General features: G+C 71.9%; 14 protein-coding genes. 2 read left to right on the top strand and 12 right to left on the bottom strand.

Annotated elements, in window-relative coordinates:
- Positions 1–177 precede the first annotated feature (177 nt).
- Positions 178–2,301 (bottom strand): DNA gyrase/topoisomerase IV subunit B, encoded by a 2,124-nt coding sequence (locus tag ACZ516_RS32195; protein WP_358581518.1) that lies wholly within the window; start codon positions 2,299–2,301, stop codon positions 178–180.
- 439 nt (positions 2,302–2,740) lie between these two features.
- Between ACZ516_RS32195 and ACZ516_RS32190 the strand changes: the two genes are divergently transcribed.
- Positions 2,741–2,971, top strand: coding sequence for a DUF7455 domain-containing protein (locus ACZ516_RS32190; protein WP_358581520.1), 231 nt, complete (start codon positions 2,741–2,743; stop codon positions 2,969–2,971).
- A 189-nt stretch (positions 2,972–3,160) separates the two neighbouring features.
- Here the strand turns inward: ACZ516_RS32190 and ACZ516_RS32185 are convergent, their stop codons facing one another.
- The 8 genes from ACZ516_RS32185 to ACZ516_RS32150 all read right to left on the bottom strand — a co-directional run bounded on the left by ACZ516_RS32185 (position 3,161) and on the right by ACZ516_RS32150 (position 16,460).
- Positions 3,161–3,994 (bottom strand): S1 family peptidase, encoded by an 834-nt coding sequence (locus ACZ516_RS32185; protein WP_358581523.1) that lies wholly within the window; start codon positions 3,992–3,994, stop codon positions 3,161–3,163.
- A 162-nt stretch (positions 3,995–4,156) separates the two neighbouring features.
- The gene (locus tag ACZ516_RS32180; RefSeq protein ID WP_358581525.1) at positions 4,157–5,704 is read right to left on the bottom strand and encodes an RNA polymerase sigma factor; all 1,548 of its coding nucleotides are present in this window, start codon (positions 5,702–5,704) and stop codon (positions 4,157–4,159) included.
- Positions 5,705–6,154: 450 nt separating this feature from the next.
- A complete protein-coding gene (locus tag ACZ516_RS32175) occupies positions 6,155–7,045 on the bottom strand; it encodes a FadR/GntR family transcriptional regulator (protein ID WP_361076569.1) in 891 nt (296 codons plus the stop codon).
- A gap of 162 nt (positions 7,046–7,207) precedes the next feature.
- Positions 7,208–9,166, bottom strand: a complete 1,959-nt coding sequence (locus ACZ516_RS32170; RefSeq protein WP_469013132.1) for an ABC transporter ATP-binding protein — start codon at positions 9,164–9,166, stop codon at positions 7,208–7,210.
- Between the two features lie 180 nt (positions 9,167–9,346).
- A complete protein-coding gene (locus tag ACZ516_RS32165; RefSeq protein WP_358912357.1) occupies positions 9,347–10,108 on the bottom strand; it encodes an NUDIX hydrolase in 762 nt (253 codons plus the stop codon).
- Positions 10,109–10,237: 129 nt separating this feature from the next.
- Positions 10,238–12,148: a glycogen debranching N-terminal domain-containing protein gene (locus ACZ516_RS32160; protein WP_469013131.1), complete on the bottom strand. Its 1,911-nt coding sequence runs from the start codon at positions 12,146–12,148 to the stop codon at positions 10,238–10,240.
- Positions 12,149–12,574: 426 nt separating this feature from the next.
- Positions 12,575–14,101, bottom strand: a complete 1,527-nt coding sequence (locus tag ACZ516_RS32155; RefSeq protein ID WP_469013128.1) for a DUF4192 domain-containing protein — start codon at positions 14,099–14,101, stop codon at positions 12,575–12,577.
- A gap of 199 nt (positions 14,102–14,300) precedes the next feature.
- Positions 14,301–16,460, bottom strand: a complete 2,160-nt coding sequence (locus tag ACZ516_RS32150; protein ID WP_469013127.1) for a RecQ family ATP-dependent DNA helicase — start codon at positions 16,458–16,460, stop codon at positions 14,301–14,303.
- Between the two features lie 299 nt (positions 16,461–16,759).
- On the opposite strand from ACZ516_RS32150, the gene ACZ516_RS32145 reads away from it, so the two are divergent.
- Positions 16,760–17,398 (top strand): hypothetical protein, encoded by a 639-nt coding sequence (locus ACZ516_RS32145; RefSeq protein WP_469013126.1) that lies wholly within the window; start codon positions 16,760–16,762, stop codon positions 17,396–17,398.
- Between the two features lie 179 nt (positions 17,399–17,577).
- Here ACZ516_RS32145 and ACZ516_RS32140 read toward each other — a convergent pair whose 3' ends face one another.
- The 3 genes from ACZ516_RS32140 to ACZ516_RS32130 all read right to left on the bottom strand — a co-directional run bounded on the left by ACZ516_RS32140 (position 17,578) and on the right by ACZ516_RS32130 (position 19,808).
- Positions 17,578–18,303, bottom strand: coding sequence for a hypothetical protein (locus ACZ516_RS32140; RefSeq protein ID WP_469013125.1), 726 nt, complete (start codon positions 18,301–18,303; stop codon positions 17,578–17,580).
- 79 nt (positions 18,304–18,382) lie between these two features.
- Positions 18,383–19,084, bottom strand: coding sequence for a ribonuclease HII (locus tag ACZ516_RS32135; protein ID WP_469013122.1), 702 nt, complete (start codon positions 19,082–19,084; stop codon positions 18,383–18,385).
- Between the two features lie 106 nt (positions 19,085–19,190).
- Positions 19,191–19,808 carry a TetR/AcrR family transcriptional regulator gene (locus ACZ516_RS32130; protein WP_469013120.1) on the bottom strand — a complete coding sequence of 206 codons (618 nt, stop codon included), beginning with the start codon at positions 19,806–19,808 and terminating at the stop codon, positions 19,191–19,193.
- Positions 19,809–20,009 lie beyond the last annotated feature (201 nt).

Below are 20,009 nucleotides of genomic sequence, written 5' to 3'. Positions count from 1 at the left end.
AAATCGCCTGGCCGAGAGATCGGAGCAGGGGTGGATCAGAGGTGGATCACGGGTGGAGCCGGGTGCTCCACCCGTGGGTGGACACCCGGCTCCGTGGCGCATGGGCGGAGCACACAGCTCCCGCGACCCGGTCGAGCCGGCACGGCCCCGCACCGCGGGCCGCACCGCGCGCGGCCGTCAGGCGTCGATACGCGACCGGTCCAGCGTCGCCGCGGAGCTGGTGATGAACTCCTTGCGCGGCGCGACGTCGTTGCCCATCAGCAGATCGAAGACCTGCTCGGAGGATTCGAGGTCGGAGATGTTGATCCGGCGCAGCGTGCGGTACCGGGGGTCCATCGTCGTCTCCGCCAGCTGGTCGGCGTCCATCTCGCCGAGACCCTTGTACCGCTGGATCGAGTCCTTGTAGCGCACGTTCTTGCGCTGCAGCTCCAGCAGGGTCTCCCGCAGCTCGCGGTCCGAGTACGTGTAGACGTACTTGTCCTGGCCCTTCTTGGGCTGGCTGAGCTCGATGCGGTGCAGGGGCGGCACCGCGGCGAAGACCCGTCCCGCCTCGACCATGGGCCGCATGTAGCGCTGGAACAGCGTCAGCAGCAGGATCCGGATGTGCGCGCCGTCCACATCGGCGTCGACGAGCAGGATGATCTTTCCGTAGCGCGCCGCGTCGATGTCGAAGGTCCGGCCGGACCCGGCTCCTATGACCTGGATGATCGCGCCGCACTCGGCGTTCTTCAGCATGTCCGTCACGGACGCCTTCTGAACGTTGAGAATCTTGCCGCGGATCGGCAGCAGCGCCTGGAACTCGGAGTTCCGGGCGAGCTTGGCGGTGCCGAGCGCGGAGTCGCCCTCCACGATGAAGAGCTCGCTGCGCTCCACGTCGTCACTGCGGCAGTCCGCGAGCTTCGCGGGCAGCGACGAGGACTCCAGGGCGGTCTTCCGACGCTGGGCGTCCTTGTGCTGGCGCGCCGCGATGCGGGTGCGGGCCGCGGCGACGGCCTTCTCCATCACGGCACGGGCCTGGGCCTTGGCGTCCCGCTTGGTGGACGTCAGGAAGGCCTTCAGTTCCTTGGCGATGACATTGGCGACGATGCGGTTGGCCGCGGAGGTGCCGAGGACCTCCTTCGTCTGGCCTTCGAACTGCGGCTCCGCCAGACGGACCGTGACGACCGCCGTGAGGCCCTCCAGGGCGTCGTCCTTGACGATGTCGTCCTCGGCGACCCGCAGCACCTTCTGGCTGCGCATGGCCTCGTTCATCGTCTTGGTGAGGGAGCGCTCGAAGCCGGTCACGTGGGTGCCGCCCTTGGGGGTGGCGATGATGTTGACGAAGGACCTGACGGTCGTGTCGTACCCGGTGCCCCAGCGCAGGGCCACGTCCACGGCGAGCTCGCGGGTGACCTCGGTGGGGGTCATCTGGCCGTGGTCGTCCAGGACCGGCACGGTCTCCTTGAAGGTGCCCTGTCCGGAGAAGCGCAGGACGTCGCAGACCGCCTTGTCCTGGGCGAGGTACTCACAGAACTCGCTGATGCCGCCGTCGAAGCGGAAGGACTCCTCGCCCTTCGAACCGCCCTCGCCGAGGCCGAACTCGTCCCGTACGACGATCGTGAGGCCCGGAACCAGGAAGGCCGTCTGGCGGGCGCGCTGGTGGAGGTTCTCCAGCGACAGCTTGGCGTCCTTGAGGAAGATCTGCCGGTCGGCCCAGTAACGCACGCGCGTGCCGGTGCCCGCCTTGGGCGTCTTCCTGGACTTCTTGAGCTTCGACGACGGCTCGAAGGGCGCCTCGGGCCCGGATTTGGCGAAGGAGCCGGGGACACCGCGCCGGAAGCTGAGCGCGTACGTGTGCCCGGCGCGGTCCACCTCGACGTCGAGGCGGGCGGAGAGCGCGTTGACCACGGAGGCGCCCACGCCGTGCAGGCCGCCGGAGGCGGCATAGGAGCCCCCGCCGAACTTGCCGCCGGCGTGCAGCTTGGTCATGACGACCTCGATGCCGGAGAGGCCGGTCTTGGGCTCGACATCCACCGGGATGCCGCGGCCGTTGTCCCGGACCTCCACGGAGGCGTCGTCGTGGAGGATGACCTCGATGTGGTCGCAGTAGCCACCCAGGGCCTCGTCGACGGAGTTGTCGATGATCTCCCAGAGGCAGTGCATCAGGCCGCGGCTGTCCGTGGACCCGATGTACATGCCAGGACGCTTGCGGACGGCCTCGAGCCCCTCCAGGACGAGCAGGTGCCGCGCGGTGTAGTTGGAACCGTCCCGGTCTGCTCCGGTCAGCAACGCTGTGGACGGCACGGACGTCTCGGCGGTCACGCGGTTCGCTCCTCGCTGAATTTCAAGGGGGGTCCTTTGGGGTAAGGACGCGGCTTCGGTTGCCCGTCAGAGGGTACCGAGGCCTGGTAGAGCCGTTGTCACGCCACCCGCGTCCCCACGCAGACTAGCTGACGCTCGCATGCGTGTTCGATCCCTCGATGGAGTGAAGCGCACGTCACGTTCCCTTCGAGGCATGAACCATTTAGGCTCCGGGCACGTCCTCATGAACAACCGGCAAGCCAGCCGGAGGACACCGACCTGACAGACAGCGCGAAACCGTAAGACACGTAAGAGACGCAATACGGCACATTCGCCGCCAACCGGCAACGGACAGCCTCCTCAAAATAAATTTCGAGGAAAAGCCGCGAGCGGGAACGTTTTCGGCCTGGTTGGATGTTGACCCTGGTACGACAGCTCGTCGAGCTAGAGAAGAGGCGACGTGACTACTGTTCTGACCCCCGCGAGCCCCCTGACGGCCGCTGATCGCTGCGACCGCTGCGGCGCCCAGGCTTACCTGCGCGTCGTCCTGCTGAGCGGCGGCGAACTGCTCTTCTGCGCCCACCATGGCCGCAAGTTCGAGCCGGAACTCAAGAAGATCGCCGCTGAGATACAGGACGAGACGGAGCGTCTGACCGCCGCTCCGGAGAGCGACCCCGAAGAGGAACGCTGACACCTCGCACCACGACGAGCAGCTCCGGCGAACAGGCCGGCGTACGGGCGGCCACCCCTGTCAACCAGCAGGGGTGGCCGCCCGCTCTCGTCTCCGCGCCCCCATACGGGGCTACAAGGGCCCTCCTCGGCCCGGGACCGGCCGGTGGGCAGCCCACCGCCGCCGGCCCGCTCCCAGGGACTCCACGCCTCAGGTGCGGCCTGCCCCGATCACTTTGACCGCGTTCGAGATCCGCGTGTAGACACCGGGGCTCCCGGCGCGCCCGCAGCCGCTCCCCCACGACACCAGCCCGATGAGCCGCCCCTTGGCGACCAGCGGCCCACCGCTGTCCCCCTGGCAGGCGTCGCGCCGACCGTCCAGCTCCCCGGCGCACAGCATGGTGGTGGCCTCGTACTTGCCGTCGGCACTGCCCGGGTACGCCTCTTTGCACACGGTGTCGGGCAGCACCCGCACCCCGGCCGCGTGGAGCGTGGAGGCGTACTGACCCGCGCCCGTGGTGTCCCCCCAGCCGTACACGGTCGCCTCCGTCCCCGCCTCGTACGCGGGGTCGCCCTGCCCCGCCACGGGGATCACGTACTTCTCCGGGAGCGGCGCGGAGAGGGTCAGCACCGCGAAGTCACCCGAGTTGGTGTAGGCGTCGTACTCCGGGTTGACGCGGACCTCCCGGACCGGGGTCTCCGTGCCCTCCGAGGTCCGCAGGTCCGAGCGGCCGGCGATGACCTTCAGGTCCGAGATGCCGTGGAGCGGCGTACCGAGTACGTCCTTGCTCATGCAGTGGGCGGCCGTCAGGACCGTCGAGGGACCCGTCACCACAGCACCACAGAACTGGCCCGAGCGGGTACCCCCGAACCGGTCACGGCTGGAGAGGGCCACCACCCACGGGCTCTCGGACACCTGCACCGGGCTGCCCCCGATGATGACGCTGTCGGCTCTCGCGGGGGGCGGGACGGCCAGCGGCAGGGCGGCGGCAGCGGCCGCCAGAGCCAGCGGCCCTCTCCACGATCGGGCGAAGGAACGACGCATGCGATCTCCTCACTCTGGGCTGCGAACGCCCACCCAGCGTCATCCAGCGGCGCAGGCGGCGCACCCGCGCGCGACCGGTCCACAGCTCATGGACGCGAAAGGCCCGAAGCCTCGCGCTGAGGACTTCGGGCCTTTCGGTAACGCTCTGACGGCTGTCGCGGCCTAGTCGAGGTAGTCGCGCAGGACCTGCGAGCGCGACGGGTGACGCAGCTTCGACATCGTCTTCGACTCGATCTGGCGGATGCGCTCACGCGTCACGCCGTAGACCTTGCCGATCTCGTCGAGGGTCTTGGGCTGGCCGTCGGTGAGACCGAAGCGCATGGAGACCACACCCGCCTCACGCTCGGACAGCGTGTCCAGGACCGAGTGGAGCTGCTCCTGGAGGAGCGTGAAGCTGACCGCGTCGGCCGGCACGACCGCTTCGGAGTCCTCGATGAGGTCACCGAACTCGCTGTCGCCGTCCTCACCCAGAGGGGTGTGGAGGGAGATCGGCTCACGGCCGTACTTCTGGACCTCGATGACCTTCTCCGGGGTCATGTCGAGTTCCTTGGCCAGCTCCTCCGGGGTGGGCTCGCGGCCCAGGTCCTGGAGCATCTGGCGCTGGACGCGGGCCAGCTTGTTGATGACCTCGACCATGTGCACCGGGATACGGATGGTGCGGGCCTGGTCGGCCATGGCGCGGGTGATCGCCTGACGGATCCACCAGGTGGCGTACGTGGAGAACTTGTAGCCCTTGGTGTAGTCGAACTTCTCGACCGCGCGGATCAGACCGAGGTTGCCCTCCTGGATGAGGTCCAGGAAGAGCATGCCGCGGCCGGTATAGCGCTTGGCCAGGGAGACCACCAGACGGAGGTTGGCCTCCAGGAGGTGGTTCTTGGCGCGGCGGCCGTCCTCGGCGATGATCTCCAGCTCGCGCTTGAGCTTCGGCGCGAGCTTGTCGGCGTTGGCGAGCTTGTCCTCGGCGAACAGGCCGGCCTCGATGCGCTTGGCGAGCTCGACCTCCTGCTCGGCGTTGAGCAGGGGGACCTTGCCGATCTGCTTCAGGTAGTCCTTGACGGGGTCGGCGGTGGCGCCGGCCGCGGCGACCTGCTGGGCCGGCGCGTCGTCCTCGTCCTCGTCGGAGAGTACGAAGCCCTGGGCGCCTTCCTCGGCCGGCTCGCCCTCGCCGGGCTTGCCGGCGGCGGGTGCCTCGTCAGTGGCCTCTTCGTCCAGGAGCTCGTCGGCGTCCTTCTTGGAGGTGGCCTTCTTGGCCGTCGCCTTCTTGGCGACGGTCTTCTTCGCGACGGCCTTCTTGGCCGTCGTCTTCTTGGCGGCGACCTTCTTCGCGGGCGCGTCCTCGGTGGTGCCGTCCGCGGTCGGCGCGCCGGTGGCGGCGGCGGTCGCGGTGGGCTTGACCGTGGTGGTCTTGGCCGCGACCGTCCTGGTCGCGGTGCGCTTGGCCGGGCTCTTCGCTGCGACGCTCTTGCGGGGGCGCTTGGGCTCCGCGGCACTGACCATCAGCGTCACACCCTCTTCCTCGAGGATCTGGTTGAGGCTGCGCAGAACGTTCTTCCACTGAGTGGCCGGAATCTGGTCAGCTTCGAAGGCACGACGCACGTCATCGCCGGCGATCTGCCCATCAGCCTTTCCCCGCTCGATGAGCGCCATGACAGAGACGGATTCGGCGATCTCCGGCGGGAGCGTACGGGATGTGCTGGCCGACACGAACAACCTCTCGGAACGTTGGAAAACGGCTTCCGGCCCCGTCCACTGTGGACCGGAGCCGACGACCGGCGGCTGGGGATTCGGGCCGACGGCGCGGGCGGGGGCCGGAAAGTCACACAGCGTCGCGAACGACCGCTGTATTCCCTCCTCGGCTATCACCTCTTAGGTCATCGCGCTGTTCCTTCGAGCGTTACGCCCAATCTACGTGGCCCGAGTCACACCCCATATGTACTCAAAAGTATCCAGATACGGCCAGAAGCGACCTACACGCATGCACGAATGATCCCCCGTTGCCCCCTGAAGCAACCCTCACAATCGCGCCGCCGGACCCCGCCGGGCTCACTGGGAGCCCGTGGAGGTCCGGCGACGTCCGGTGTGGCGGCGGTGCCGTCGAGGGCGCGGGAGCGACGGGACGGCTGCCGCGAGGCGCGCGCACCGCGGGCGGCGGGGGCGCGGTCAGTGTTCGCGGGGAGCGGGCACGACGCGCTCCACCTCCGGGTGGACGGTGAGCAGCTGCCGCATGGCGGCCTCGGCTCCCGCGCCGTCGCCCGCCGCGAGGGCGTCGACCACGCGCGAGTGGTGCACGAGGGAGCTCTCGGTAGGGCGGTCACAGCCGGTGACCGGGCCACCGGAGACCTGGAGGGCGGCCGAGACGATGCCGGAGAGGTGCTCCAGCATGCGGTTGCCGGCGACCTGGATGAGCAGCGAGTGGAACTCCGCGTCGGCGCGCGAGAAGGTGAGCGAGTCACCCTGCGTCAACGCGTGGCCCATGATCTCGACCATGTCGGCGAGTCGCTGCTGCATCTCCTCGCGGCCGTGCCCCGCGGCGAGGCGGGCGGCGAGCGGCTCGATCATCCAGCGCAGCTCGCCGAGCTCGCGCCGCTGATCGTCCCGCTGCGGCCCGAAGGCCCGCCACTCGATGATGTCCGGATCGAGCAGGTTCCAGTCGCTGACGGGACGCACGCGCGTGCCGACGTTGGGCCGGGCGCTGACGAGACCTTTCGCCTCCAGGACGCGGAGCGACTCGCGCACGACGGTGCGGGAGACCTCGAAGCGCTGGCCGATCTCCTCGGGGACGAGCGGGCGGTCGGCGCCCAGGTCGCCGGAGACGATCATCTGGCCCAGCTGTTGGACGAGTTGGCCATGGAGCCCGCGGCCCCGGCTTCCGGACGCGCGCCGGCTCACGCGCCCCAGGTCGTGGTCGGCGCCGTCCCATGCGGGGGCGACCACGCGGTCGCCGCCGCCGGAGGGCTCGGCGAAGGGATAGCGGTCGAGGTCGCCCGGGCCGGCGAGACCGGAGTCGGCGGAGCGGGCGGTGGTCATCAGGGTGTGCGCAAGGGTACTCACGGATCAGTTGTCGGCGTGGCCTCCAACTCCCTTGAGGTCTTTGGTGAAAAGCACACGAAAGGGTGATCGCTTACCCCGCCGCAATTGACGCCTTATCGGAAAGAAATGAGCGTCGCCCGAGGAGTTGCGCACAGCGTCGAAACGGAAGGCGCCGGACCGCCCTCAGCGGACCCTGCCGCGCACCGCCGTGAGCACATAAGCGCAGAGCAGAGCGGTCAGCGACAACGTCAGCGCACCACCCACAGGTTGTGCGATGACGCGGACCCCGCCCGCCACAAATCGCTCCCCCCCGAACGGCCACTGCATCAGCACGAGGTTCCTCAACCGCCCAGACAGCCCGGCCGCAGATCGCACAGCAGGACCCTCAACGGCCTTTTGTACGAGAGGTACGACGATGATCGGCACCGCCAGCACCGCGGCAAGCCCCGCCGTCGTGGACCGGAACACGCCGGCGGCCAGCACGCCCGCCCAGGCGCACCCTGTCACCAGGGCCGCCCAACTCGCCGCCAAGGGAACCCAGTCGGCGGGAACTCCGGCGAGCTCCTCTCCGTATACGAGGTGAAGCAGCGCGGCGTCGGTACCGGCCGTGAGTGCGCCCATCAGCAGCGCGGTGGCGGCGGCGACGACCAGTTTGGCGACGAGGAGCCCCAGTCGGCGCGGGACGGTGCCGCGGTCGGCGGCGAGGGCGGGGTGCCGGAACTCGTCCCCGAAGGCCAGAGCGCCGAGCAGTCCGGCCCCCAGGGCCGCGGGGGGCAGCGGCAAATCCTCGGGCCACGCGGCGAGCAGGCGGGGCTGGGGGGTGTGCCCGGCCCGCGCAAGGAAGACGCAGATCAGGGCGGAGGCGGCAAGAACGGCGGCCAGCGTGAGGTAACCGGTCCCCACGCCGGTGAGGCGCCGCAGCTCGTACCGCAGCGGACGGAGGGGGCTGCGGCCCGGGCGCACGGTGATGGGCGGCGGCAGGGACGAGACGGATGCCTGGGTGGCGAGTGAGGCGGGGGCGGCAGCGGAAGCAGGAGAGGCGGGTGAGGCAGCAGTGGCGGGGGCAGGTGAGGTGGCGTCGGCGCGCGTTCCCTCGTCGCTCGCGAGCAGGCCCGTGTCGTCTGCCCCCGGCGGGCTCGGCGCCGGGGGGTGGTGCCCTTCTGCTCGGACTTCAGGGGGCGCGTCAAGGGTGGCCTCGCCTTCGAGGAGGGTGATCGGCCGAGGTCTCGGCGGCTCCGGTCGCTCCCCGGTCCCGGGCGGCCGTGTGGGCCCGGCGGCACCGACCTCGTCGGCGAGTTGATGGATGAGGATGCCGTGCCGGTAGGCGGTCTCCCCCACCTCGGCGCAGTTGCTGCCGTAGACGGAGAGCCGGTTGCCGCCCTCGCTGACCGCCTCGATGGAACGCTGCCGCGCGCGGGCCTCCTTGGCGAGGAGCGCGCCGAGACGGGCCGCGTAGGGGCTCAGGACGGCGACCCGGGGCCGCAGCCTGGTCCGGGCGAAGTCCGCGGCGTCCTGGTCCGCGACGAGCCGCCCCGCCTCCAGCGTGACGACGCGGTCGGCGGTCCGTGCCGCTTCCTTGGGGTCGTCCGTGGTGAACAGGACCGTGCCGCCCTGGCTCGTGTGCGCGCGCAGGATCTCGTGCAGCCAGGCCCCCTCCCGGTGCGAGAGCCCGTCGGTCGGCCCGTCCAGGACGAGCGTGTGCGGGTCGGCCAGCAGGGCGCAGGCCAGCCCGAGGCGGCGGTCCATGCCGCGCGAGAGGGTGCCGAGGCGCTGGTCCCGGAGGCTGACGAGCCCCACGGCCTCCAGGACGTCGTCGGCGCGCTGGACGGGCACACCGGCGGCGGCACACAGCATGCGCAGATGTCCGCGGACCGTGCGGGCCGGGTGCCCGGGGACATCGCCCAGGAGGACGCCCACCTCACGCGACGGATGGGCGATGCGGTGCAGGGGGCGGCCTCTGAAGTACGTGACGCCCCGGCCCTGTTGGAGTTCGAGCATCAGCCGCAGCGCCGTGGTCTTGCCGGCGTCCTTAGCGCCGAGCAGCGCCGTGACACGGCCGGTGCGCGCCTCGAAGGACACGTCGTCGACGGCGGGCGGGAGCTCCTGGCGGGGGTTGCTGGTCAGTCCGATGGCCTGGATCATCGCTTCTCTCGCAGGATGTGCGACCGCTCGACGGCCGGGACCGTCCGCCGGTTCAGGGACGGGCGAACCCCGTGGGTACTCCAGCAAGATAACGCGATATTTCCCGCTTTTCGGGCAGGAGGTGGGCCGCTGGTGTCCTCCGGGCGCCGCACGGCGCAGGAAGGGGACGACCTGTGGTGCTCAGACTTCGGGGCGCAGCATCGGCGGGTTGAGGAGCGTCGCCCCTCCCGCGCGGAAGAGCTGGGCGGGGCGACCGCCCTGCCGGGTGGTGGTGCCGCCCGTGGGCACGAGGAAACCGGGGGTGCCGGTCACCTTGCGGTGGAAGTTGCGCGGGTCGAGGACGACGCCCCAGACCGCCTCGTACACGCGTCGCAGCTCTCCGACGGTGAACTCCGGTGGGCAGAAGGCCGTGGCCAGTGACGAGTATTCGATTTTGGAACGGGCGCGCTCCACGCCGTCCGCGAGGATCTGTGTGTGATCGAAGGCGAGCGGCGCGGCCGGCTCGCCGTCACGCCCGAACGCCGCTTCGCCGAGCAGGGACTCCACCGGCGCCCAGCGTGCGCTGTGCGCGTCGCCGCCCGCCCGGGGAGCGGGCAGGTCGGGAGCGAGCGCGAGATGCGCGACGCTCACCACCCGCATCCGCGGATCCCGCTCGGGGTCGCCGTAGGTGGCGAGCTGTTCCAGGTGCGCTCCGTTGGCCTGCGCCGGAGCCTGGGGGTCGTGGGCGCACAGACCCGTCTCCTCGACGAGTTCGCGCGCCGCCGCGGCCGAGAGGTCCTCGTCGGGACGTACGAATCCTCCGGGGAGCGCCCAACGCCCCTGGAACGGCTGCTCACCGCGCCGCACGGCCAGCGCGCAGAGGGCGTCGCGGCGCACGGTCAGCACGACCAGGTCGACGGTGACGGCGAAGGGCGGGAAGGCCGACGGGTCGTAGGGGGGCATGCCGCGATCATAGTCGTCTGCCTGACGATAAACATCTCCTTCGCCCAGGCCCTCCGGTCCGATTCTTCGCGCCGTCGCCCCGGGCCTGCCTCCGCCCTCGCCCCGGACCCGAGCTGAGGGCCTGCCGTTTCAGACGCCCAACTGGAGGCCTTCGGCCGCCTCCTCGACCATGGCGAGGCCCAGTCGGCTCACGCGTACGGAGAACGGGGCGCCCGCGACGCTCAGTGCGGTCAGCCCCAGCTCGCCCAGAGGGACGCTGCGCACCGGACCGAGCGTCACCGTGCCGGCCGGTGCGTCGGGACGGATCCCGACGAGCGCCGTGAGGGCATGCACCCCGGCGGCCGCGGCGGTCGCCGCCGGACGGCAGGCGGTCGGGTGCGGCAGCGGAGCCCCGCCCTCGGAGCGCTGCTCCCCCGCGTACATCTCGGGCAGCCGGTGACCGAAGCACTCGGATGCCGCGAGCATCCCCCGCAGCAGGGAACCGGCCTCCTTCTCGTACCCGGCCGACGCGAGACCCGAGACGGCGACCACCGTCTCCTGCACCCGGACCGCACCGCCCCGGTGCCCGAACGGGTTGTACGCGGCCTCTTGGGACCCCAGACTGCGCAGGCCCCACCCGGAGTCCATGGCGGGCCCGCCGAGCAGCCGGGCCAGCTGTTCGGTCTGCACCTTGTCGAGCAGCCCTGGGGCGAGCGTCCCGGACCCGAGCAGGCCGGTGTCCAGGAGGTGGGCCGCTCCCCCGGCGAGGTGCGGCACGAGGCGGCCGTCGCCCAGGCGGGCCATGGCCGGTCGGCCTCCTGCCCGGTCCTCCACCCAGAACTCCGCCCGGAAGGCGGACCGCAGCCGGTTGGCCCACTGCCGCAGAGCCGCACCGCCCTCGACGCCGTACGCTTCCAGCAGGTCGGCGCCGAGCAGCGCGGCCCGGTGCGCGTGCGCCTGGGTCTCACAGCGTGCCGGCCCGTCCGGGTCGGCATCCGGCAAGAACGTGCCGTCGCCGACCGCGGTGCGCAGCCACCGCAGGCATCCCTGCGCCGCGGGCAGCAGTTCCTCCACCTCCTGCTCGGGCAGTCCCCAGCGTCGCGCCTCGGCGAGGAGCACGGGGAAGAGCAGCGTGGCTTCGGTGCCGGTGCAGCCGGGCGGCAGATGCGGGCCCGCGTCCCTCAGCGGCCCGGGAATCATGCCGGACCGCGTTCCCGGGCCCGTGAGTTGGCTTCGGGCGAGGGTGCGCAGAGTACCGGCGGCGACTCGGGTGCCGAGGGGCAGGGCCATGCGGGCGGCGGCCAGTGCCTCGGCGGGTGCCAGTCCGCAGCGCCAGGGAGCGCCCGCCGCCGGGTACATGTCGGTGGGATGGTCGGGGTCCCGCAGCAACAACGCCCGTAGGTCCTCGACGGACCGGGCGAGCAGTGGCTGGACCCTGGGGTCGTCCCCGGTGGCGCTCGCCGTGGTGAGGGAGCGCTTCATTCCGTGGCCCGTCGCACGGATCGGCCCGGCGCTGTCAGCCCTCACCCGCAGCTCCACACTCCGGGAAGCACCCGGGGGCAGGTCCAGTTCCCACCGCAGCAGCCCTGCCGAGGCCAGGGCGTCCGCGGGCGCCGGGTCCGCGGTGACCGTGCAGCGGGCCGTAGCGGAGGACCATCGCATACCGGAGTCGTGCACGTCGGCGGGCAGTTCGGGGCCGGCTCGGCCGGAGGCGACGAGCCCCAACTCGGCGAGGTCCGTGCCGAGTGAGACCTCTACGGGCAGCCGCAGGGGGCGCTCGGCCGCGCTGTGCAGGGTGATCCGCTCCGTACCGTCCGCGTGACGCACCCGTTCGACGACGATCTCGGGGTCGGGACGGGCATCGGTCGACAGGCGCAGCGTCCCCACGAAACGGGCACTGTCCGCCGAGAGCATGCGGGCCTGTACGGCGACCGGCTCTCGTCCCGCCACCCGTAGCCGACAACGCGACAGGACGCGGCGGCCCGAGCGGTAGAAGCCCTCCAGGCCACGGCCCGTCAGCTGCCCCTGGTCCGTCGAGATCGCGAAGGCGGGCAGGGCCACGCAGATCAGGGCCGTGTGGGCGGGCGGAAGCTCGGCCGCGGGGCGCAGCGCCAGAGCGGGTGCGCCGGGCGGACGTGGGGCGCCGGGACGGAACGCGGGGGCCGGCGCGACCCGCCGGGGCCCCTCTCTGTCGGACGCGGGAGACGCAGCGGAAGCGGGAGCAGGAGATGGAGCGGGAGACGGAGCGGAAAGGGACATGGGGCGGCTTCTTCGGCGTTGTCTGCGCTACGGAAGGTCGGAGGCGGTGCCACGGCGGCGCGACCCTGCCGCACGTACCGCCACTCAGGTGAACGGGCCCGCCCCGCCGCAAGTCACGCTTCCTCGGCGGGAAGTCGACCACCTGGAGCCAACTTCGTACGGACGCCACTGCCGTGCGCAGCCACGCCGCCCTTCCTGACCACCCGGCCCACCGCCGGGGGGACGCGCTCATCGGCCGGGCCTCGCACCGCGCCTGACCACCCGCCGATTCCGGGGTCCTGCGCCGGGGGCGCCGGAGGGGCGAAGGTTGCCGGGCCCGCCTGGGGTGCCGGGGCCGGCGGCACTCCGCAAATCGCTGCCGCTTCCCGGCAGGCGCGGCAATCGGCGGCGACGACGGCGGGAAGCACCTTCCTGTGCCCTTCCCGTCCGATCTACCGAGGCGTCTGCCTCCAACAGGCGGTTGGTGTCCGGCGCTTCGGGCGTGCCGCTCGGGGAGGCCGTGCCCTGTGCCCCTGCCGCCGGCTCGAAGGCCACGCCCGGATCGAGCTCGTCATCCGGCTCCTCGCGCTTTCCGCGCAGGCAGCGACGGATCGGCTCCGGGTCCGTGTCCTCACCACACGCCTGGAGCAGGAGCAGGGCGAACATGTACTCGGAGTCGGCGCACACTGCCATGGTCAGGGCCTCCCGGCCTTCCGTGAGGTCGCCGAGGGACCAGGCGACCCAACCGGCGAGGGAGAGGGGCGCCGCCGCGTGTTCCCCGTACGCGCCGACGCAGCGTCGGGCCAGGGCTCGCCAGAGCCGCAGGGCGGAGGGTGCCTCGTCGCCTTCCATCCACTCCGCGGCCCGGTCGCGTGTCGTGCGGTCCTGGAGGCCGATGATCAGTGCGGCCGCCTCGTCGTGCGCGATCAGTTCGTCGTCCCTGACGTCCGCCTCGCGCGCCCCGGAGGCAGGTGGTGCGGCGGCCAGCCGCCCCATGACCCGGCGGGCCAGGTCGAGCGTGTCGGCTGCGACGACGCGGGCCTCCTGAGTCAGCATCCTCGGGATGAGCGTGAGGCCGGCCGCGTCCAGCGCGCGTTCCTGCTCGACCGCCGCGGCGGTTCCCCAGGGGGTGAGCCGTGCCCTGATGTCTCCCTGCGCCGCGACCGGCCGCATTCCCGCGTAGGTCGCGGCGGCCGCCAGGACCGAGGTGCCCGGCCGCAGCAGAGGAATGCCCTGGGGCGGACAGCACCGGACGTCCGGGCAGCAGTAGGTCCAGAAGCGGTCTCCCGAGATGCACACCACTTCGAACACCGGGACGTCGAGGGCACCGCATGCGGTGCGCAGCACCTGCGCGAGCGGCCGCAGGCGTTCCACCACCTGTTGCCCGGTCTCCGCCGCGCCCGGCTCCTGGCAGAGGAAGGCGACGATGCCATCGGGGCGGGCCCCCCGTCGCTCGCAACCGCCCACCAGGCAGTGGGCCAGCTGCTCCGCGACGGAGGGCCAGTCCTCCGGGCGCTCGGGGATGCCCAGCCGCACGCGGCCACCGAAGCGGCCGCGTTCGCCGTGCAGGGCGATGAGCACGACGCTCTCCTCCGGCTTGAAGCCGAGCAAGTACGGCAGGGCATCGGCCAGTTCGGCGGGGGTGCGCAAGGTGACGACGGGCTCGCCGAACGGGTCGCCGGCCGGGCCACCGCCGTCCGGCTCGATGGCGGGGTCCTCGGAACGGGACGCGTCGTCCGGCTCGATCGGGCCGATTGCTTCGCTGTGATTCGTCATGCGCCGACTGTCCCGCAGAACGCGGCATTCCGGTTGGACCTGTGGATAACTCTGATCAGGGGCACGCCAAGGGGGTGCCGGGCCCGGTCCAGAGTTATCCACAGCCTCCCCGAATATCCCGCGCGGCGGTCAGAATGTGAGCTGCGGGCGGCGCTGGCGCGTGTACGTACCGAGCACGAAAGGGGGCCGGGGCAGCGGTTCAGCCCGCTGCCGCGAGGACCAGCGGAAGCACCTGTTCGCTGCCCGACTGGCGCAGCAGACGGGCGGCGACGGCGAGGGTCCAGCCGGATTCGGTGTAGTCGTCCACGAGCAGGACGGGGCCCGGGGCGGCCCGCAGCGCGGCGGCCAGCTCCTCGGGGACCGCGAAGGCGCCGGAAAGCGCCCTGAGGCGCTGGGCGGAGTTGCTGCGGCGAGCCGTGTGCGCGCCGTCCGGGCCCGTGTACGCGAGGGTGCCGAGGAAGGGAAGGCGGCCGACGGACGCGATTCCTCGGGCGAGGGAATCGACCAGCTGCGGCCGGGACAAGGACGGCACGGCCACGACGCCCACCGGTCGGGGGGAGGCGTCCGGGACGTTCGGCGCCCAGCCTCCGGCCGAGCGTGCCCAGTCGGCGAGCACGGACACCGCCGCCCGCAGGACGTCCTCGGGGACCGGGCCGTCGGGCGCGTTCTCCGCCAGCAGCGGGCGCAGCCGGTTTCCCCATCCGATGTCCGAGAGCCTCCCGAGGGCCCGTCCGGTGGCGCACTGTTCCTTGGCCGGGATACGCCCCTTGAGGCTGATGCCCAGAGCCGGCATGCCCGTCGGCCACATCCGGCGCGGCTCGATCTCCACTCCGGGTCGGTCCAGCTCCTTCGCCGCACCGGTCAGCGTCTCCCGCGAGACGGAGGCGTCGGCCCACGCGCCGGCGCAGTTGTCGCAACGGCCGCACGGGGCCGCGCCCTCGTCGTCCAGCTGCCGGCGGAGGAACTCCATCCGGCACTCGCCGGTGCTCACGTAGTCGCGCATGGCCTGCTGCTCGGCCGCGCGCTGCCGCGCCACCCAGGCGTACCGCTCCGAGTCGTAGGCCCATGGCCGGCCCGTGGACGTCCAGCCGCCCTTGACCCGCTTGACCGCTCCGTCCACGTCCAGCACCTTCAGCATGGTCTCCAGGCGGGTGCGCCGAAGGTCCACCGCCGCCTCCAGGGCCGGTACGGACAGCGGCCGGTCCGCATCGGCGAGGGTGGCCAGGGTCTGGCGTACCTGGGCCTCGGGCGGAAAGGCCGTATCGGCGAAGTAGCGCCAGATGGCCTCGTCCTCCTGGCCGGGCAGCAACAACACGTCGGCGTGCTCGACACCGCGGCCCGCGCGGCCGACCTGCTGGTAGTAGGCGATCGGGGAGGACGGCGAGCCGAGGTGCACCACGAAGCCCAGGTCCGGCTTGTCGAAGCCCATGCCGAGCGCGGAAGTCGCCACCAGCGCCTTGACCCGGTTCTCCTGGAGGTCGATCTCGGCCTGGAGGCGGTCGGCGTTCTCCGTGCGCCCCGTGTAGGAGGCCACCGGGAAGCCGCGCTGGCGCAGGAAGGCGGTGGCCTCCTCGGCCGCCGCCACGGTGAGGGCGTAGATGATCCCCGAGCCCTGCAGCTCGTCCAGGTGCTCGGCGAGCCAGCCCAGCCGGTGTGCGGCGTCCGGCAGCCGCACCACACCCAGGCGCAGACTCTCCCGCTCCAGCGGACCGCGCAGCACCAGTGCCTCGCCCGCGCCGGTGCCCAACTGCTCGGCCACGTCCGCGGTGACACGCGCGTTGGCAGTCGCGGTGGTGGCCAGCACCGGCACACCGGCGGGCAGCTCGGCGAGCATCGCCCGCAGGCGGCGGTAGTCGGGGCGGAAGTCGTGCCCCCAGTCGGAGATGCAGTGTGCCTCGTCGACGACGAGCAGGCCGGTCGTGGCCGCCAGCTTGGGCAGCACCTGCTCACGGAAGTCCACGGAATTGAGGCGCTCCGGGCTCACGAGGAGCACGTCGGTCTCGCCGCGCTCGACCTCCTCGTAGATGGCCTCCCACTCCTCGGGGTTGGCCGAGTTGATCGTGTGCGCCCGGATGCCCGCCCGCGCGGCCGACTCGACCTGGTTGCGCATGAGGGCGAGCAGCGGCGAAATGATCACCGTGGGGCCGGAGCCACGGCGGCGCAGCAGGGCGGTGGCGACGAAGTACACGGCCGACTTGCCCCAGCCCGTGCGCTGCACCACCAGAGCCCGTCGACGCTCCTCGACCAGGGCCGCCACGGCCTGCCACTGGTCCTCCCGCAGGCGCGCGGAACCCCCCGGATCGCCGACGAGCTCGGCGAGGATGGCATCGGCTTCGGCGCGGAGCGCATGGTTGTCCATGGCCCCATGCAACCCGATGCCACCGACAATCGCCCAACGCGGACGGCAGCGGTGTGGCCCTCGGTCCTGGTCGTGCGGGGCCGAGGGGAGCATCGAAGGGCCGCGAGCTGGGCAGGGATATACACGACGCATCACCTGATACCGGCGTACGGCCCCAATTGCTCGTTGCCGCGAGTCCGCGCGACGGGAAGAATTGGAACCGCATCCCGCGCGGTTCCACGGCCCGGCAGGGCTGTGCCGCGGTGCGCCCCCAGCCCGACCCCCGCCCTCCGTAGGGGCGCGTAGCCGAAGGGAGGACCGTGACCTTCGGATTCACTCCGTCCGATGCGGCTTCGCCGCCGCCGCCTTCGCCGCCGACCGAGATGTCCGCCGATGCCGCCCACCGACTGGCCCGGGTGCTCGAGCCGGCGGAGTGGTCGGCCGCGGGGATCCCCTTGCTGCGCAACCCGCGTGAGATCGTCTGCGGGCTGCACTCTCGACATCGACCCACAGCCGCCACAGCCGTCGTGGCCGTACTGGATCAGGACGAACGGCTGTGCGCGAGCGCCTCGTTCAGCCGTCGCGCGAGTGTCACGGACGGCTGGGTCTTCCGCAACACGCTGCTCTCACAACTGCGCCGGATCATCCCGCACGATCTGCGACGCCGAACACCGGTGCGGACCGCCGTACTGCTCCACTGCCGTGACGGGGACGGGCGTTGGACCCAGGAGGACGGCGCCTGGATGTGGGGCCTGCGGGACGCCTGTACCTTGCACGGGCTGCGCTGCGGCGCGTACATCACGCTGACCCGGGACGGCTGGCAGGTCCTCGGCGAGGGGCGCGGGGGGCGCAGACCGAGCGTCGGATCACAGCCCGAGGCGCTGGCCGGGGCCGATCTGCCGGGACCTCGTACCGGAGGCGCCGCTTCGGATGTGCTCCGGCGCGCGGCGGCACGCTGATCACCCGGCCCGACGTCGCCCCCTGCGCGCGGGCCGACACGGGCCCGACGGCACGGCGGACACCGTACGGCGCCTTGTGCCGCCGTACGGCCCGCACCGACCGACGTACTGCCCCACCGGGCGTCCGATGCCGGGACGCGCGAAGGTGCCGGGACGCTCGGGCGCGCGTCGCCCGAGCGTCAGACGCCCGCGCCCAGCATCGAGTTGATCCGCTGCGGGTCGCCGCACACGATCAACAGAGTCCCCGCCCGGGTCACAGCGGTCGGCAGCGCCGCGAGCGCCGCCTCTTCGCTGCCGCCGTTCACGGCGACGACGACCACCGGCCGGGACGCCGCACGGCTCAGCGCGGCGGAGTCGGCGTAGAAGACGTCGTCGCCCGCGTCGTGCTGCGCCCAGTAGGCGGCTTCACCGAAGGACAGCTCGTGCGTGGCCCACGGATGCGGGTCGCCGGTGGTGACCACCAGGACGTCCCCGGGCGCGCGCCCGGAGTCCAGGAGGAGGTCGACGGCCTCCTCGGCCGCGTCCAGCGCGCCCTCGGCCGAGGCCGGGATCAGCTGGATCTGCGGGACCGAGGACACGGGGACGCGGTCGGCGGGCGCTGCCGGAGCGACCACTCCGGAAGCGCTCGCTCCGGGAGCAGCCACTCCGGAAGCGGTCGCTACGGGGGCGGCCACCGCGGAAGCGGCTGCGGGGGCGGACGGCGCGGGCTTGGCGCCCGGGTCGCGCGGTGTGCGCTGCGCGGGCGGCATCGGCCGGGCAGGACCCGGGCGGCCGGGGCGCGGCGAGGCCGCGGGACGCGGGCCGGGTACGGGGCGGGGGGTCGGCGCGGTGCGGCCACTGGCCGGCGTGACGCGGGGACCCTGGGCACTCTCGTGAATCTGAGGCTCCTCGGGAATGAGAGGCATGATGTGTTGTCTATCAAACGCCGATGCGACTCGCGTCGGCGGGTGGCACATGAGTGCCATCGGACGTGCCGGAAAAGGGTCAGAACTCAAAGCCGAGCTGACCCTCGATTTCCGGAACGCTTCCGTCCGCCCAACTGCGGGCCTTCTTGAGGTGCCGCCACTGGGGCAGCGCATCAAGATACGCCCACGAAAGCCGGTGGTACGGGGTGGGCCCCCGCTCCGCCAGCGCGGCCTTGTGCACCGGCGACGGATAGCCGGCGTTGGCCGCAAAACCGAAGTCTGCATGTTCGATGCCCAGTTCGGCCATCATTTTGTCGCGCCGAACTTTGGCGATCACCGAAGCGGCGGCGACGGCCACACAGGACTGGTCCCCCTTGATCACCGTACGGACCCGCCAGGGAGTGCCGAGGTAGTCGTGCTTGCCGTCGAGGATGACCGCGTCCGGACGGACCGGCAGCCCCTCCAGCGCACGCACCGCGGCGAGCCGCAACGCGGCCGTCATCCCCAGTCGGTCGATCTCCTCGTGCGAGGCGTGTCCGAGGGCGTGCGCCGTGACCCAGCTCTCCAGCTCCGCCGCGAGCGCGGTGCGCCGCTTGGGGGTGATCAGCTTGGAATCGGTGAGCCCTTCGGGCGGCCGGCGCAGTCCGGTGACCGCCGCGCAGACGGTGACGGGGCCCGCCCACGCACCGCGGCCGACCTCGTCGACACCGGCGACGATCTTCGCTCCGGTGGTGGCGCGCAAGGAGCGCTCGACGGTGTGGGTGGGTGCTTCGTACGGCATGGCGCCAGATAGCCTACGCCGCCGGGGGCCGCCCGCGACACCCAGGTCTCCCCCGCTCGTCGCGGGGCCCGCGGCGGCGCGTCGGACCGGCCGCCGTGCCCGCCTTTCAGGGGCGCAGCAATGGCACCATCACCTGGTCGATCAGGGCCTCGAAGTCCTCGTCCCGCCATTCGCTCCCGCACACCTTCGAGCGATACATGAGCATGGCCGGAATGACGTCGCACACATAGTCGGCCGTGCCGTCCGAGCGCACCTCTCCACGCTCGATTCCCCTACGTACGACTTCCTTGATCAGCCTTACGCTCGGTTCGATGAGGCCCCGGAAGATCACGTCATGGAAACGCTCGGCCGTCGCCGTGTCGCATTCGTGAAGCACGGAGCGGAGGGCGAATCCGGGGCGTGAATACATCGCCGCCCGCATTCTCGCGCACAGCGCCAGAAGATCTTCCCGGACGCCGCCGAGGTCCGGTGCGCCGTCGAACCTCGGCAGCGCGGCGCGCAGCGCGTCCGCGACGAGGTCCACTTTGGACGGCCAGCGGCGGTAGACCGCGGCCTTGCCCGTCTGGGCGGCCGCGGCCACGCCCTCCATCGTCAGGCCGCTCCAGCCGACCGTGCCGAGCTGTTCCAGGGCGGCGTCGAGGATCGCCTGTTCCAGGACGGCGCCCCGGCGCCGCGGGGCAGCCGTCCGGGCGGGAGCAGCCGCCGTCCAGCGCGAAGCAACCATCGCCTTCTCTCCGTCGAGCCAGCATGTCGGCGCGCCGACCCCGGGGGCGGCCCGGCGGCACCGCGCCTTCGCCCAGCATGCCAGGCCGGCGGGTGCCCTTCGATGGCCCTGTGTCCGGTAATACCTGTCGGCGATCACCTGGCGGCCGGCGCGGACGGGGTCTCCCGTCGGGCGGGGCGGAGGGAACGGTTCCGTGCCGTT

The organism is Streptomyces sp. NPDC034037, from assembly GCF_055575715.1.
Note: the sequence above shows the minus strand (reverse complement) of the source record. Positions and strands in the feature narration are given on the sequence as shown.

Coding starts and splice junctions, on each gene's coding strand:
- ACZ516_RS32170 (WP_469013132.1), bottom strand. CDS start 9,166: ATGATCCAGGCCATCGGACTGACCAGCAACCCCCGCCAGGAGCTCCCG.
- ACZ516_RS32130 (WP_469013120.1), bottom strand. CDS start 19,808: ATGGTTGCTTCGCGCTGGACGGCGGCTGCTCCCGCCCGGACGGCTGCC.
- ACZ516_RS32165 (WP_358912357.1), bottom strand. CDS start 10,108: ATGCCCCCCTACGACCCGTCGGCCTTCCCGCCCTTCGCCGTCACCGTC.
- ACZ516_RS32135 (WP_469013122.1), bottom strand. CDS start 19,084: ATGCCGTACGAAGCACCCACCCACACCGTCGAGCGCTCCTTGCGCGCC.
- ACZ516_RS32155 (WP_469013128.1), bottom strand. CDS start 14,101: ATGACGAATCACAGCGAAGCAATCGGCCCGATCGAGCCGGACGACGCG.
- ACZ516_RS32185 (WP_358581523.1), bottom strand. CDS start 3,994: ATGCGTCGTTCCTTCGCCCGATCGTGGAGAGGGCCGCTGGCTCTGGCG.
- ACZ516_RS32140 (WP_469013125.1), bottom strand. CDS start 18,303: ATGCCTCTCATTCCCGAGGAGCCTCAGATTCACGAGAGTGCCCAGGGT.
- ACZ516_RS32150 (WP_469013127.1), bottom strand. CDS start 16,460: ATGGACAACCATGCGCTCCGCGCCGAAGCCGATGCCATCCTCGCCGAG.